Annotated in this window: 15 protein-coding genes; 1 reads left to right on the top strand and 14 read right to left on the bottom strand. The window is 40.1% G+C overall.

Going from position 1 to position 14,862, the window contains the following annotated elements:
• Nucleotides 1-7: 7 nt before the first annotated feature.
• The 8 genes from AC2YJL_RS10760 to AC2YJL_RS10725 form a co-directional block, all read right to left on the bottom strand.
• Nucleotides 8-2,008, bottom strand: coding sequence for a T7SS effector LXG polymorphic toxin (locus tag AC2YJL_RS10760; RefSeq protein WP_251568279.1), 2,001 nt, complete (start codon nucleotides 2,006-2,008; stop codon nucleotides 8-10).
• 18 nt (nucleotides 2,009-2,026) lie between these two features.
• Nucleotides 2,027-2,284, bottom strand: coding sequence for a YwqI/YxiC family protein (locus tag AC2YJL_RS10755; RefSeq protein WP_013083474.1), 258 nt, complete (start codon nucleotides 2,282-2,284; stop codon nucleotides 2,027-2,029).
• A complete protein-coding gene (locus AC2YJL_RS10750; protein WP_013057382.1) occupies nucleotides 2,281-2,712 on the bottom strand; it encodes a YwqH-like family protein in 432 nt (143 codons plus the stop codon). Before AC2YJL_RS10750 ends, AC2YJL_RS10755 begins: the two co-directional genes overlap by 4 nt.
• Nucleotides 2,713-3,048: 336 nt before the next feature.
• Entirely contained in the window at nucleotides 3,049-4,443 is a 1,395-nt protein-coding gene (locus tag AC2YJL_RS10745) for an MATE family efflux transporter (RefSeq protein WP_014459767.1), read from the bottom strand.
• A 154-nt stretch (nucleotides 4,444-4,597) separates the two neighbouring features.
• Nucleotides 4,598-5,230 carry an HlyD family secretion protein gene (locus AC2YJL_RS10740; RefSeq protein WP_025751627.1) on the bottom strand — a complete coding sequence of 211 codons (633 nt, stop codon included), beginning with the start codon at nucleotides 5,228-5,230 and terminating at the stop codon, nucleotides 4,598-4,600.
• 29 nt (nucleotides 5,231-5,259) lie between these two features.
• On the bottom strand, nucleotides 5,260-6,915 hold the full coding sequence (locus AC2YJL_RS10735; RefSeq protein ID WP_230932760.1) for an MFS transporter: 1,656 nt from the start codon (nucleotides 6,913-6,915) through the stop codon (nucleotides 5,260-5,262).
• 193 nt (nucleotides 6,916-7,108) lie between these two features.
• Nucleotides 7,109-7,546, bottom strand: a complete 438-nt coding sequence (locus AC2YJL_RS10730) for a MarR family winged helix-turn-helix transcriptional regulator (protein ID WP_014459764.1) — start codon at nucleotides 7,544-7,546, stop codon at nucleotides 7,109-7,111.
• 117 nt (nucleotides 7,547-7,663) lie between these two features.
• Complete coding sequence (locus AC2YJL_RS10725) at nucleotides 7,664-8,425, bottom strand: exodeoxyribonuclease III (protein WP_014459763.1); 762 nt, start codon at nucleotides 8,423-8,425, stop codon at nucleotides 7,664-7,666.
• 171 nt (nucleotides 8,426-8,596) lie between these two features.
• Here AC2YJL_RS10725 and AC2YJL_RS10720 point away from each other — a divergent pair, with 171 nt between their 5' ends.
• Nucleotides 8,597-8,755, top strand: coding sequence for a hypothetical protein (locus AC2YJL_RS10720; RefSeq protein WP_168769257.1), 159 nt, complete (start codon nucleotides 8,597-8,599; stop codon nucleotides 8,753-8,755).
• A gap of 97 nt (nucleotides 8,756-8,852) precedes the next feature.
• Here AC2YJL_RS10720 and AC2YJL_RS10715 read toward each other — a convergent pair whose 3' ends face one another.
• The 6 genes from AC2YJL_RS10715 to AC2YJL_RS10690 all read right to left on the bottom strand — a co-directional run bounded on the left by AC2YJL_RS10715 (nucleotide 8,853) and on the right by AC2YJL_RS10690 (nucleotide 14,848).
• On the bottom strand, nucleotides 8,853-9,326 hold the full coding sequence (locus tag AC2YJL_RS10715) for a heme-degrading domain-containing protein (protein WP_230932761.1): 474 nt from the start codon (nucleotides 9,324-9,326) through the stop codon (nucleotides 8,853-8,855).
• A gap of 13 nt (nucleotides 9,327-9,339) precedes the next feature.
• Nucleotides 9,340-10,374, bottom strand: coding sequence for an oxidoreductase (locus AC2YJL_RS10710; RefSeq protein ID WP_230932762.1), 1,035 nt, complete (start codon nucleotides 10,372-10,374; stop codon nucleotides 9,340-9,342).
• The gene (locus AC2YJL_RS10705) at nucleotides 10,371-11,141 is read right to left on the bottom strand and encodes a DeoR/GlpR family DNA-binding transcription regulator (RefSeq protein ID WP_028408243.1); all 771 of its coding nucleotides are present in this window, start codon (nucleotides 11,139-11,141) and stop codon (nucleotides 10,371-10,373) included. Before AC2YJL_RS10705 ends, AC2YJL_RS10710 begins: the two co-directional genes overlap by 4 nt.
• Before the next feature lie 307 nt (nucleotides 11,142-11,448).
• Nucleotides 11,449-12,540: a toxic anion resistance protein gene (locus tag AC2YJL_RS10700; protein WP_050690657.1), complete on the bottom strand. Its 1,092-nt coding sequence runs from the start codon at nucleotides 12,538-12,540 to the stop codon at nucleotides 11,449-11,451.
• Nucleotides 12,541-12,558: 18 nt separating this feature from the next.
• Nucleotides 12,559-14,175 (bottom strand): YceG family protein, encoded by a 1,617-nt coding sequence (locus tag AC2YJL_RS10695; protein WP_025751618.1) that lies wholly within the window; start codon nucleotides 14,173-14,175, stop codon nucleotides 12,559-12,561.
• 94 nt (nucleotides 14,176-14,269) lie between these two features.
• Nucleotides 14,270-14,848 (bottom strand): TerD family protein, encoded by a 579-nt coding sequence (locus AC2YJL_RS10690; RefSeq protein WP_025751617.1) that lies wholly within the window; start codon nucleotides 14,846-14,848, stop codon nucleotides 14,270-14,272.
• Between the last annotated feature and the right edge of the window lie 14 nt (nucleotides 14,849-14,862).

The following is a 14,862-nucleotide window of genomic DNA, read 5'->3' as shown; positions in this document are numbered from 1 at the left end:
ACCTCCCTTATTCATACTCATGACCTCGGTTAGTGCTTGGTAATTCTGGTCTATAGTTTGCAGGGTCCCTGTACCACTCTAAAAATTCTTTCTTTGTAATAGTACCATTCATATACAATTCGTGAATATCAGAATATTTTTCTCCTGGGATATGTCCCATATCCCACTGCCCATTTCTAGGTTTAGATTTATCCCAACCTATTTCGACACCTGATGGATCGTAGATTTTTCCATTAATAGGATCTTTAGCATTTTCCCATACCTGTTCAACTTGGCCCTTCCCATAACTTGGTCTACTGCTACTGTAAGGTTTCTTAGAAACATCACCATTTTTCACCACTTCATCCGTAACCTTTTGAATTTCAGGCTCTACTTTTACAGGTTCGTCAACTTTCCGAAGCGTTTCAACCTCAACCTCGTCACCCATCTTTGTAACATCGCTCTCTGACATAAACCTTCCGTCAGGTCCACGGTAGCTGTTGTGGTTCGGATCATATTTCACCTTCGTTACCATCTGCATCGTCTGCTGCTTCACATTCTGCAAGGTCTCCCTCACCGTCTGCTGGGCAAGTGCTGGACCTACCGGCACAAGATCTGGCATGAGTCGTGGCATGCTGCTGTCTAGGATGTTGTTATACGTTTTATGTAGCGACTGTGTCCAAGATGCCGGTGCATTTTTGACGCTTTGGTAGGCTTGCTTTGTGACGTTGGCAACGGCGCTTGTGCGAAGCGTGTTGCGCATGTTGTTGAGCTTTTCGGTTCCTTTGGTCGCAAGGCTTTGTCCCATTTTCCCCGCTACCTTCGTAGAAAGCGCTCCAGCTCCAGCAATTCCTAATGCTTGCAGAAGGCTTGCTTTACGCTGCTCTTCACTAATTTTATTCCCGAACATGTCGCGTCCGGTCATGTATTCTCCTAGCCCGTTTGCGGCCACAAGACCGTAGAGGCCTTTTTCCGTTTGCTCCAGGACTTTGAAGGATTTAGCGGATTTGTAGGCGTCTAAGGCGTGATCCGCTGCGCTTAGGCCTTTAGCCGTTTTGTAGATGGCTTTTCCGCCTTTTGCGGCTCTTCCTACCCAGCCGACAACCGGAATGAAGCCGGCTGCTGCCATGGCTCCTGCTGCGACGCGCTGTGAGGTAGAAAGTTTTTCACCCGTAACAGGGTCCACGCCTTCTGCTGCTCGTTTATAATCATAATATCCGCTGACCTCTCCTGTAAAGGTAGAAACCGCGTCCCACGTTTTTTCATACCACGGCTTGTTTGCTTCTTCTTCTTGCTTTTTTTCCAGCTCGTATACTTCTTCTTGCTGCTTGTTGTAGTCAACATATGAAGTTGCATAGTCGTTTAGCTTTGTTTGAACTTTATACAGCTCGCTGTCGTGATAGGCTTTTTCGTCAAAGGCAAGCTGATAGACACTTCCTCCTTGACTCGTAGCAAGCTCTAAGCCGCTTACTAGCGTATCCACTACCGCATAGAAGTCATCCATTTCGCTGTATTCTTTTGACCATTCAGCGTCTAGCTGGTTCACTGCTTCAATTGTATCGGTGCGTTTTTTCTCTGCTTCTTCTATTTTATCGTTAAACTCACTCGTTGAAAACGCTGAAATAGAGACGATATCATCGATGCCGTTTAAAATACTCTGCAGATCGTCGTGCTGCTGCGCAACCATTTCTTTAGCATTGCTGTTGGCGTTTTTTAGCTCCGTTTCTAAAAATGATTCAGTTACAATCGTGCTTCCTGATAGCTTTGCTTTTTCAGCTTTAACGTGAAGCGTTGAAAAATAGCTTTGCTGCATTTTAATTAAGTTTTCCCACTGTCCGGCCGTATCAACGTGCTGCTTATAAAAAGATTTTATATTGTCAGCGCCTTTTCCTTCTAAGCTGCCTTCTAAGTCCGCTACGCCCTGCAGCGCTTTTTTCAGTTCACCCAGCTGGCTGAGTAACTCATCGTAGGCTTTTTCCCTGTCTTTTGCTACATCAAACAGTGCTTTTGCATCGTATACCTTTCCCACAGTCATCCCCCTTTGCTGCTACGAATGGATAATAGATTCGTCTTGTTCTTTTAGTAAGTCTACATTAGATTTTGTATCTTTTACGTTTTTGTTTAGTGCTTTTATATAAGTAGAAATGAGCGTTTGAATTTCTTCTTCGCGCGCTTCCCATTTCTCTGTAGTATCAAGGCTGTTTTTTCCAAGGTCAGGCATTTTGCTAATGGATAAATTTCCAATCGCTGTGCTGACTGCTTCAAGCTTTTTGATAACGTCAGCGTGATCAAGCTTAATTGTCATGAAAACAGCCCCCTTCTAATTTCACTAATCTTGTTTTCTACTGCGTCATAGGCTTCTTCACCTTTAGCTAATAAAGAATCCGCTTCTCCAATAACGGCGTTCAAGCCACTCAAAGCTCCTTTTTCAGCTTCTAGCGCCCATATCTTTGTTTCAATTTCACGAATGTATCCATCGTAATCACCGTCTAAAATGCCTTTTATGTTGTCGTAGGCTGCCGTACGTTTTTCGTCAAAATCATCCGATAACGTACCCGTCCATTTGTCTCCCAGCTCAGGCTTTTTGATATGTTCAATTTCTTTTAATGAAACAGCTTGTTCATGCTCAATTTTACTTTTAGCCGTTCTTAGCTTAGAAATTTTCCCTTCTACATCTGAGACTCTTCCAGATACTTCACCCAGCAGTCCGTCTAATACGCTTCCTAACCCCATATCGTTCCTCCTGTTCCGCACATTTCGAGTTTAATCCAATAATTATAAGTATAAAATTTGTCTCATTATAGCTAAATAGGAAAAAACTCTCTTTTTTATGCTTCTAGTTTCATGAATTGAGATAAAAATGGAAAATCAGAGAAAAAAGACTCATGTCTAAATACGTCATCCAACCATATACCGTTATCTAAAACAAAGAATAAGTAGAATAAAACCATTTCTTTGTACCTATACCCGTTTTTTCCCACAAATTAAAGCTTTTTGCGTAAAAAGACCAACTTCACTTCGTTTTTTTACACAGCAAAAAACCTCTGCACATCCTGCAGAGGTTTTGTTTTATACTTGAACCGGCGTTGGTTCTTCAGCTGTTTGTTCGTGCTGTATAAGTCCGTAGTTTTCCCATGCTCGGCTTTTCCAGCGGAAAAACATAATAACTGCGCGCGTCCATTCATCGGCTGCGATGGCAAGCCAGATGCCAGCGAGCCCCATGTCTAAATGGAAAACGAAGAAATAACCGAGCGGCAAGCTCATCATGACCATCGACATCGCACCAATTAACACCGGATATTTGGCATCTCCCGCTGCCCGCAGCGAGTTAATCAGCACAATGTTCATCGTTCTTCCCGTTTCAAGCACAATGCTCAGAAGCAGCACCGTCGCCCCAAGCTCAATGATATGCGGATTGTCTGTAAACACGCTGATCAGCTGTGTTCTGAATGTCATCACAAGAACAACCATCATCATCGTTACGGCACTGGCCCATTTGACGCTTTTCCATACGCGATGGTACGCTTCATCTTTTTCGTTTCCGCCTACTAAACGGCCGACAATAATCGCTGTACCCATTCCAATTGCAATGGCAAATAAGTAAATGAACATTGAAATATTCATCGCGTACTGTCTCGCAGCAAGTGATTCTGCTCCTAGGTAGGTTGCATAGTATAAAAAGACAATTTGACAGCCTTGATACATCACTTGTTCGAAAGCCGACGGAATACCGATTTTTAAAATTTTACCGATATATTCTTTTGAAAGCGTAATGTAGTACTGAAATTTCACTCTATATTCCATCACTTGATACAGCAGCCAAAAGAACACAATAAGGGCAACGAATCGGCTGAACGCAGATGAAATCGCTGCTCCTTGCACGCCCATTTCCGGAAAGCCGAACTTCCCGAAGATTAAAGCATAGTTTCCTGCAATATGAAAAATGTTCATTCCAAGTGAAACAAACATTGCCTGCTTCGTAAAGCCATGTACGCGAATAATCGCTGCAAGAGAGTTAATAATCGCTTGAAGAAAAATAGCTCCTCCAACGATGGATAAATAGCTTTGTGCATACATCAGTACGTCACCTTGTAAGTTCATCGCTTCCATCATATGTCTGGAAAACAAAAGAAAACCCGCGCTAATGACTAGCCCGACTCCTAAATTTAACGTAACGGCCAAAGCAGAAATCTTTGACGCTTCCATATACCGTTTTGATCCTAAATACTGAGAGACAACAATTGCCGCTCCGTTACCAATGACCTCTAACACCAAAATCGCAATGTGAAGGTATTGATTGGCTGCTCCGACTCCTGATACGGCATCATCTGACAGCGCACTTAGCATAAAGGTATCAGCAATCCCCATTAACATAAAAAGAAACACTTCTAAAAAGATCGGCCACGTTAAGAAAAACAAATTCAGCTTTTCTTTTGGCCCTTTTTTTGTTTCGACCGCGGTCATCCCATCACCTTCTTTACCGATATCCAATTTCAAACAAGAAGTATCTTACCACACATTTCCTTTGTATACATCCCCTTTTTAGCACATTTTTTATTTTATTTGTTTAGGCATAAAAAAAGCCGCTCCCTTAGAGGAAGCAGCTTTTTTTCCGTTATTAAATTGAAATTTTCACTTCTGCGTTCATACCTGGAAGAACTTTATCTGATGCATCATCAATTGAAATTTTCACCGGTACTTTTTGCGTTACTTTTGTATAGTTTCCTGTATTTTGAGCAGGAAGCATAGAAGACACTGAGTTTGTTGCGCGGCCAATTGCTTCAACATGGCCTTTAAAGACTTTACCTGAATCTCCATCTACTGTAATGTCGACGCTGTCTCCTTCTTCTAAGTCGCCTAGGTCTGTTTCTTTAATGTTTGCATTGATATAGATTTTAGATAAATCAGCTGTTTGTGCTAACACATCGCCAGCTTTTACTAATTGATTTTGAGATGCGTTGTTTTTAATAATCGTTCCGTCAATCATAGACGTTACGTCTGTTGATTTTTCGCCTTCTTTTAAGCTTCCAACAGAATCACCTTGAGAAACGCTATCTCCTTCTTTTACATTCCATTCGCTTAACTGACCGTTAGCTGAAGCGATGACTTGTGAAAGCGGTGCTTCTACCTGCGCTTCATCTGTTTTAACGTAATTTGCTTTTTCGTAGAAATAATATCCACCAAAGCCTACTAGTAATAAAATCACAATGATTCCAACAATGTTAGTAACCAATAAACGACTTTTACTCATCGGAATTCCTTCTTTCTATAGTTAGTATATTATACAGAGGTTTCTTCTGTTTGAGGTGCCGGCAGCATTTTTCTTTCTTCTTGCGGCTCAGCTTCTTCTTGAACCTCTTCTTTTTGAACAAGAATTCTATTTTCACCGCTCCATGCTTTACTTAGTGAAGCAATGAGCATAATTACGCCTAAAATACCAAGCATGTAAAATAAGTTGTGATACGCATGTAAAATCGACGCTTTTTTAGCGCCTGCTACAACAGCCGTCACAGCCGATGTTTTTGCGTCTGCTTGACTCATTCCCATACCCATATAGCGTTTGATCATTTCAGACAGCTGCAGCTTCACCTGAGGATCTACTGAGCTAATTTGACCTCGAAAATCTTCATAATAAATCGCGTTTTGTCGAACAACAAACCACCCAATCACAGGTGCTACAATCGCTCCTAATAAATTTCGAATGGAGTGCAGTGAAATCGAACGCATGGAAGCTTGATGTAAATCTCCGGCTAGTGCCGCTCCTAGCGCACCGGATACCAGTGCCATACTAACACCCATACCAAAGAGCATAATGTGAACATATAAACTTACTAGTGATGTATCAGCTGATACGTTCACCCAGCTAAATCCTACAATGACAATAAGAAGTGATCCAATTGCTCCAAGGTAGCCTGGGCCAAACTTATCATACAAAAATGTCGTTGCAAATGCTGAAATCAGTACCCCAACAAAAAAGTATAAATAAAAATAAGAAAGCGTGGTGTACGATGCATTTTGCACATTTTGCATGACGCCATTAATACCTGCAATGGCTAGAATATACGCCATATGACCGCCAATTGCCATAATTGTACCTGCAACTGGTTTTACGGCTAGCAGCGATTTTAATGGTACTAGCGGATTTTCAGCCGCTAAATCAACTAAGACAAAAATGACAACTAATCCTGCTGCAGCTAGTAAGAACGGCCACACTTGAATAGAAGCAAATCCTTCGTATCTTAGTTCATACAGTGGATACACTAATAAAATCATAATAAGACTAAGAATAAAGATACTTTTCTTATCCACTGGTCGATCTTCTTGCTGAGTTGGATCATGAGCAGGTAATACCTTATATCCGATAAACAGAGAGACAAGAGAAGCTATTATTCCTAAAACAAAAACCCAGCGCCAATTATCCATGCTAAGAGATACAGCACCTAAAAAGGCTCCAATTGCCGTTGAACCGAACAGTCCGCCGATCGCTAACACTAAAAAGAAGTTTCGGATTTTATTCGGAAACGAGATCAGCGCAGCTGGAATAATGGTTAAAAACAGCATTCCTGAGCTTAAGCCTTGAATCAGACGACCAAGGGATAAAAACGCAACGTTTTCGGAAAAAACGTTGATAATCGAACCTGCTAAAAAGACTAAAACGAACGTTAAGTATGCTTTACGCACGCCATATTTTTTCGCAAGCATCGGACCAATAGGTACTCCAAGTCCAAATGCCAAGTTAGAAATAATAGATGGCAATAGTAAGCTTTGTGTACTCGCATCAAATCGATTTTGAATTAATACTTGATTGACCGTGTAGGATAAATTCAAAAAATACTGAGGGCCAATTGAAAATAGCGTTAAAATCGCCATAATTAAGTATTTAGGTACGCTTAAACCTTGTTTGTCGGAGGCTACTGCTGGATTATTCTGACTCATATTTATTCCTCCTTTTATTAAATTCTTTTCATAAGACTAACAATTCCTTACATATTTTATTGTACAAGTTGTATCATGCAAGTTATAGCAGCACTACATATTATACATCTTTTAAAGAAGAAATCAACTTCTTTGTTTCAACTTAAAAAGACTATTTTTCAATAGCCTTTTTGTTCATCTATATGTATTCGCTTTAACATCCATTACTGCGCCATCTTTTAAAATCAAGATTCAAGCGTGATAAACTTTTTTCCAGTGCCAAAACCTCTTCTTCCGACCAATTTTCTAACACTTCAGCATAGGCTTGTTTACGCTTGCTTTGTACATGCTGCAAAATATCTTTCCCTGCATCCGTCATTTCAATTAAACTAATTCGCCCATTTTCTGGACTCGGAAAGCGACGAACAAACTGTTTAGTCTCAAGCGCAGATACTTGCCGGCTAGCTGTAGATAAGCTCAGCTTTAAATTTTCAGCTAATGCATTAATCCCGAGCGGACTGCGCTGATCTAGTTCGCTTAACAGTAAATACTCAGAACGGTCCAAGCTTCCAAGCTTAGGACTGTGCGTCGTTGTTAGACGAACAAGCAGCGCAATTTCGTGTTCAATGGTTTGCAGCGAGTCTCGCTTCACCTCTGTCTCCCCCTTTATCTCATGAAACATTCTGTACTTTTTAATATGTTTACTATACCGCAACCGTTCGCGTGAACCAACCTTTTTTCCGTTTTTCTTCTATTATATAGAAAGATATCATAGATGAGGTACATTTAATTCTAGCATCACAGGACAGTGATCGCTTCCCATTACATGCGGATGAATAGTAGCTTCTTGAATAACGTCTTTGATTCTCTCGGATACGATAAAATAATCAATGCGCCACCCGATATTTCGTTCTCTCACTTTGTTCATATACGACCACCACGTATAGGCTTCTTCTTGATTCGGATACAAATAACGAAATGTATCAAGAAATCCGCTAGCAAGAAGCGTCGTCATTTTTCCTCGCTCTTCTATTGTAAAACCAGAATTTCCTCGGTTTGGCTTCGGATTACGCAAGTCAATTTCTGCGTGTGCTACGTTTAAGTCTCCGCACAAAATCACCGCTTTACGGCTATTTAATTTGTTTAAGTACACGAGCAGATCGTCTTCCCATTGAAGCCTTTCTTCAAGCCTTGCTAAGTCTCTTTTAGAATTTGGCGTATACACGTTTACTACATAGCATTGTTCAAACTCAAGCGTGATAATACGTCCTTCGTCTTCCGATTCTTTATCCACACCGTATGAAACGGATAAAGGCTTTTGCTTTGTAAAAACAGCTGTTCCGGAATACCCTTTTTTCACGGCATAATTCCAGTACTGATAATACCCTTCTAGCTGCAAATCAATTTGGCCTTCCTGCAGCTTCGTCTCTTGAATACAAAATACATCCGCATTCACTTCTTGAAAATAATCTAAAAATCCTTTTCGCACACAAGCGCGAATGCCATTTACGTTCCACGAAATCAACTTCATAAACTCTTCACGTTCTCCTCACTCGATTTATGTATCAGTGTTTAGTGTAGACAATTTCTTGCATGAGTTCAAATAATTTAAAGCGTATACTTTTCTTTTCAAGGTATTCCTGATATTTCTTCTTATTTTATTTTCTGTACCTCAAACACTAGATACAAGAGGTGAAATATAATGTCAACAAACTACACGTATGAAAATAACGAAGAAGTTTCTGCTGTTTCTAAAAAAGAAGAGCATCCTACTAAAGAATGCGAAACACAGAATCAAACGGCGCTTACTAAAGAAGATTTTTCTTTAAATGATTCTGCTATTAAGCACTTTAGCAGGTAATCACTCAGCGAAACCTCCGTTTACCAAACCAATAAAGAGATCCGAACGATTCATCGTTCGGATCTTCCTTAAACTATTCCTATCCTAAGTTCTTTCTTCACGAAATAAAGCTACGAATCGTATCTGCCACAAGTGCATGATCTTCTTCTTGCGACATGCCTGATACGGTAATGGTTCCGATTACGCCGACGTTTTTAACCGAAATTGGAAATGACCCTCCTACTGCTTCGAATTCCTGAGGATCCGCTGCGTAAAACTGCGCGTAAGAACGATCTTTTAACTCGCAGTACAGCTTCATATAGTACGAGCTGTGATGGTGACGAAGAACGGTGTTTGATTTTCGTTTAATCCATTCTTCATGATCGGGAATAGCCCCTTCCATCGCATGTTGAAAGAGAGTTTGACCATTTCGTTTAATGCTTACTGTAACGGCTTTCCCTTTACTTTTTGCTTCATTAATAAGGGCCGTTCCGATCTGTAAAGCCTGGTCATTTGTAAATTGATGAAAGATCAGTTCTTTTTCCTGCTGAACTACTTTTTCAAGCAGTTTCTCTGCCGAATGATTACTCACTGTTTCTCGCTCCTTAGTTAAAATAAACCGCTCGTTTTTCTTTGCTGCTTTCAAATGCCGCTTCGATAACTTTAACCACGTCACGAGCTTCTTCTGCTGAAACCGGAAGCTCTTCTCCTCGAAGCAGGCTGTCGGCAATTTTTTGATAATACGTCACATAAGAACCGTGCAGCGTTTGAATTTCTTTCGTTTCGCCTTCGCCAGTGGTCAGCTTCCCGTAGTGTTCAGGGCTGTCGGCTCCCCACGTATCGTCCACAGGCTTCTTGCCGGCTCTTAGCATATCTTCTTGGCCGTCAATGCCGTATTTAATATAGCTTGCTTTTGTTCCATGAACTTGAAAGCGCGGCCCGTTGCTTGGCACAATGGCACTTGAATGTAAAATAACGCGAAGAGAACCGTATCCAAGCACTACGTGGAAGTAATCATCCGTACGTGCATGATCTCGCTGACCAAATACATCAGCTTGAACAAATTCAGGCATTCCAAAAAGGTGTAAGGCCTGGTCTATTAAATGAGATCCTAAATCGTAAAGCGCTCCTGACCCAGGTCCTTCATTTTCTCTCCAGCGGTCTCGAACAGCTGGACGATAGCGGTCAAAATGAGCTTCATACATTTTAACGTCGCCTAATTCCGCTTCTTCAATCAGCTGTTTCACCGTCAAATAATCATTATCCCATCTGCGGTTATGATAGACGCTTAATTGAACATCTTGTTCTTTTGCTAATTGAATTAATTCATTTGCTTCTTTTTCTGATACGACCATCGGCTTTTCAACAATTACATGCTTACCTGCGCGTAGTGCGTCTTTCACCATTTCATAGTGCATGCCGCTAGGCGTTGTAATAATAACTAAATCAATGCTGTCATCTTCTAGAAGTTCAGATAGAGTGCTCACTACTTCAACATCCTCTAAGTCACTCTTTACTTTTTCAGGATTTGAACTCATTACCTTTGAAATATGAAATTCTTCTAACACGCTTAAAAGCGGCGTGTGAAAGACCGTTGCTGAAAATCCGTATCCTACTAATCCTACTTTTATTTTCTTCATTGTGTTTCCTCTCCTTTATCAAAATCTGTTACGATAAGCCGCACTTGATTTTGTTCTATTTTTTCTTTTACATCCGCTTCTGGCTCTTTATTTGTGATTAAGATATCAATATCGCTCATATCGCATACTCGATGTAAAAATTCACGTTCAAACTTTGTATGATCCGCAAGCATAATAACTTGTCTTGCGCATTGAATCATCTGTCTTTTTAAAAACGCTTCTTCTTCACTTGGAGATGTAATACCAGCTGCACCAACGCCGCACGTACCTAAAAACAGCTGATCTACTTTGTATTCCTGCAACGTAGAAATCGTTCTTGGCCCGGTGACGTTACGGTTTTTCCCGTTAAACTTGCCCGGCAGCAAAAACGTATCACACGCTGTATATTGATCGAGCAAATCCACATTATCAATGGAATTTGTAATAACGGTTACATGCTTTACATCCATATACTCCGCCATCAGTGCGATGGTAGAAGACGTATCTAAAAGCACGTCATACCCCTCCGACATTAACGAAGCTGCTTCTTTAGCAATTTGTTCTTTCGCTTTGGTAGGCGTTCGTTCACTGTAATCAATGATATGACTTGACGATAGCGTCGCTCCGCCTTTAACTCTCATAACCTCGCCGTTTTCTTCAAGCTTGACTAAATCGCGCCTCGCCGTATCTTTTGAAACGGTAAACATATCGCAAATTTCGTCTAATGTAATCGTGCGGTGTGTGTGAAGGTATTCAATAATCGCACTCATGCGCTGCTCTTGATACACCCGAATACCCTCCTTTTTTACTTTGATATGAGCTAATTGTAGCGCAAAGAAAAACTAAAAACCACTAAAAAACTTAAAAAGCTTAATTTTTTTAAGTTTTTAACTTAAATTATAAAAGATTGTTTAAACAAATTCGAAAAAAGCATAAAAGTGTACAAACGCTTTCTGGAAATAACTATCTTATTTTGGATAATACTTCTTTTATATCTGATACCCTTTCACGCTTTTCACTAATCTCTTATGGTTAAGACTTCCAGCAAACGTATAGGCAAAAAAAGCGAGAATCATAAAGATTCTCGCTTTTTCGTTACATCTTATGTTCAAGCGCTTTGAAGTTTTCTTGAAATTGTTCCAAGCGAACAAGTCCTTCTTCACGAAGGCGTTTGTTTTCTTCTTCAATTGCTTTTGTTTCCTGCATTCCTTTCATAATAATATTCCACGTTTGTTCCATCGTTTCTACTTTTACGCTGGGCGCACCCGACATTTTGGCAATTTTAACGCTTTGCTGTGAAATGTTTTCTGCATTGCGAATGAGCAGTTCATTTGTACGTTTGTCTAATTCGTTCATAGACTCGGCTACTAAATTTTGACGTTTTGCTGCGATTGCGTTAATGAGTCCATTTTTAAAAATAGGAATCGTTGTAATAAACGCAGAATTAATTTTGCCAATCAGCTTTGTATTTCCTCGCTGCAGCATACGGATTTGAGGAGCGGATTGATAAGATACTTGTTTTGCCATTTCTAAATCATATAATCGCTGCTCCATCAGCTCAACCGCATTTTTTAAGGTTTGAAGCTCCATTGCCGCCAGCTGATTTCCACTCGACGCTCTTTCTTCAAGCACCTTTAGCTCTTGTTTTAACTCTTCTACTTTTACTTCGCCCGCTACAATGTATTTTTCAAGCTCTATATAATACTGATAGTTTTGCTCATAAAGCTGTTCAAGCGTCGTGGTTGAATGCTTCATTTCGGTTTCATATTTTGTAATCTCTACATACACTTTATCAATTTCAGAGCCCATCGTTTCATATTTTTGAAACAGCTTATCCACTATTTTTTGACCGCGTTTAAAAAGCTTAGAGAAAAACCCTTTATCTTCAACAAAATCTTTTGCATCAAATTTGTCCATAATCTTTCCAAGCTGCTTTAATAATTGACTTGACTCTTCCATGCTAGACGATTTAATTGTACTAAGCACTTTTCCGGAAAACGAGGAAATTTCATTGGCTGTTTCTTTCCCATACTCAAGTAAAGCCAGCTGATTTTTATAATCAATTTGTTCTGCTAAGCGACGTACTTCCGGCTCTTCTCGCAGTTTTGCTTTTACTTCATTAGGCTTTGTTTCTAAAACTTCTTCGGCTTCGTTTACATCTAAAGGCTGTAATTCGTTGGTTGCCATTTAAAAACCCTTCTTTCTTTAAAAGATTCGTTTTAACCATTTTTGAATGAGCGACGGCTCTTTGAATTCTTCATTAAAGCTAATTTCTTCTAGCCAATGTATATCGAAATATTTTTCTTCGACAAACGCTTCTATATCTATTTGACCGGTCGGATTAAAAAGAACAATGTCAACGCCAAATTCATTTAATAGAAGCAGTAAAGCTGCATCTTCACGCGTAAACGTTTCATGTTCATTTCCGTGATAAATAATGAGCCGAGGGACGTGCTGCGTATAATCAAATTTTTGAAGCATGCGAAGCACGTTGTTTGGAAGCTTCAAAGACTGATTAAACAAGTACATTTGATGCTGATACGCATCTTCATGATCCAACCGAAGGAGCTTTGAATGTGCACAGTATCTGGAAATAGCTGCAGCTAGCCCTTGTTGAAGCCCGATAGGCAGCTCTTTATAGCGCCACCAGTTGCTTTCAATCATTTTATCTGGACTGAGTGTCCCATCACTTCCGAGAGCGCCTTGGTAGTGAAAGTGATTATTTCCTTCTATTTTTTGGGCAAAAGGAACAGAGTCAACAGTAAGAGCTAACTCATTTTCTGTTTGCATGAGCTCATGCACTTTACTCCAGTACTCTTTTCGGTTTTTGGAAATGCCAAGCACTTTTGAAAACAGAACCGGCACGTGTACATATGGCTTTGACACTTCAAAATTAGGGCGAATAAACGCCCGTTCTCTCATTAATAAAAAAATCTCATCATACGTCGTTTTAAGAGTAACTGAAGTTGGAAAATACGAACGAAATTGCCAAGGTTTATACAGCATGGACTCCTCTGAATGAAGCACTTGCTCAATTTCTTGAGACGCTCGAAATGCTACCGTACCTTTTCGAACCGGTTTATCCGTTGGAAAAGGTAAAAGCGAGCTAGTAGAAGGAAACGTATAAACCGTTGTTAAATGCTGATTCTTATCTACTTCTTTTAAATGATCCTTTCCTTCTGGATGAAAGGTAAGGACGTCAAAACCTAGTAAAATCAAATAATAGAGAAAATACTGCTCGCTTTTATTCGCATCTCCATACCACATGATGCGAGGCGCGTGCTCAGGAAATGCTTGATCGACCATCCAAGGTTTTACATGATTCAACTGCCACTTTATTAAATCGATTAATACGCGTTGAAAATGCCCGTCCATAAAACCATCTGCATGCTGTTCTTTAAAACACGTTAAGGTTTCAATAAATTTTTCGCGTATTCTTCTATGTATAACGGGATTTTCTGACTTCACGATCAGCTTTTTTCCTTCTAAAAAAGCAAACAGTCGATTGACAGAAAGACCGCGTTCTTCTTGATTAATTTTAAGAATCGTTTGTACTTCTTTTAATCTATCATTTGAAATGGACTTATCAAGCTTATCGTGCAGGACAAGGATCGATGATGATGAATGCGCAAGTTCATAAAGAAAAGCTGCGTACTCGTCCGCATCAAGATGGGTGCCTACATATCTTCCTGCCACTTGTTTATAGGAAATTTGCTGCTCATTTTGTATAAAGTCACCTCGCAGAGAAACATCTTGAGAAAAAAGAGAAGTTCCATTTTGCTCGTTAAGATTAATGATATGAGGATCAATTAGTTTACTCACGCCTTACAGCTCCTTTCTTTTCAGACATATACATGCTAAAAAGAAAGGGTACTCGTTAAAGCACCCTTTCTTTTTCATTTATCCCATGCCTTTTTTATACGGATAATCCGTAGTTGCGGCAAAGGTCGGCCAAGCCACCGGAAAATCCGCTGCCAATGGCATTAAACTTCCAGTCGTTTCCGTGCTTGTATAGCTCGCACACTACAACAGCTGTTTCGATTGAAAAATCTTCACCTAAATCATAACGAAGCACTTCTTCATTTGTTTCGGCGTCTATCAGACGAACAAACGCGTTGGATACTTGTCCAAAGTTTTGTCCGCGAGCATCTGCGTCGTGAATCGTGACGCTAATTCCGATTTTTTCAACGTAGTCAGGAAGAAGGGAAAAATCAACGGCTATTTGCTCATCGTCTCCATCTCCTGCACCCGTACGGTTGTCACCGGTATGCTCCACAGCGCCATTTGGACTTTTCAAATTGTTGTAAAAAACAAACTCCTCGTCATTTACAACCTGACTTGATTTATTGGCTAAAAATGCACATGCATCTAAATCGAAGTCCTGAGATCCAGCATATTTGTTTGTATCCCATCCAAGGCCTACTATTACTTTTGTTAATCCTGGGTTGGTTTTCGTTAGGTCAATGCGCTGACCTTTTGATAAAGAAATTGACATAAAAACATCCTCCG

This window comes from Priestia sp. SRI_019 (assembly GCF_057586255.1).
The sequence above is the reverse complement of the archived record's forward strand: the minus strand, read 5'-3'. Positions and strand labels throughout refer to the sequence as shown.

Bases quoted from the DNA above. Each gene is read 5' to 3' on its own strand.
- AC2YJL_RS10755 (WP_013083474.1), bottom strand. From the start codon at position 2,284: ATGACAATTAAGCTTGATCACGCTGACGTTATCAAAAAGCTTGAAGCA.
- AC2YJL_RS10750 (WP_013057382.1), bottom strand. From the start codon at position 2,712: ATGGGGTTAGGAAGCGTATTAGACGGACTGCTGGGTGAAGTATCTGGA.
- AC2YJL_RS10745 (WP_014459767.1), bottom strand. From the start codon at position 4,443: ATGACCGCGGTCGAAACAAAAAAAGGGCCAAAAGAAAAGCTGAATTTG.
- AC2YJL_RS10740 (WP_025751627.1), bottom strand. From the start codon at position 5,230: ATGAGTAAAAGTCGTTTATTGGTTACTAACATTGTTGGAATCATTGTG.
- AC2YJL_RS10735 (WP_230932760.1), bottom strand. From the start codon at position 6,915: ATGAGTCAGAATAATCCAGCAGTAGCCTCCGACAAACAAGGTTTAAGC.
- AC2YJL_RS10725 (WP_014459763.1), bottom strand. From the start codon at position 8,425: ATGAAGTTGATTTCGTGGAACGTAAATGGCATTCGCGCTTGTGTGCGA.
- AC2YJL_RS10720 (WP_168769257.1), top strand. From the start codon at position 8,597: ATGTCAACAAACTACACGTATGAAAATAACGAAGAAGTTTCTGCTGTT.
- AC2YJL_RS10710 (WP_230932762.1), bottom strand. From the start codon at position 10,374: ATGAAGAAAATAAAAGTAGGATTAGTAGGATACGGATTTTCAGCAACG.
- AC2YJL_RS10700 (WP_050690657.1), bottom strand. From the start codon at position 12,540: ATGGCAACCAACGAATTACAGCCTTTAGATGTAAACGAAGCCGAAGAA.
- AC2YJL_RS10690 (WP_025751617.1), bottom strand. From the start codon at position 14,848: ATGTCAATTTCTTTATCAAAAGGTCAGCGCATTGACCTAACGAAAACC.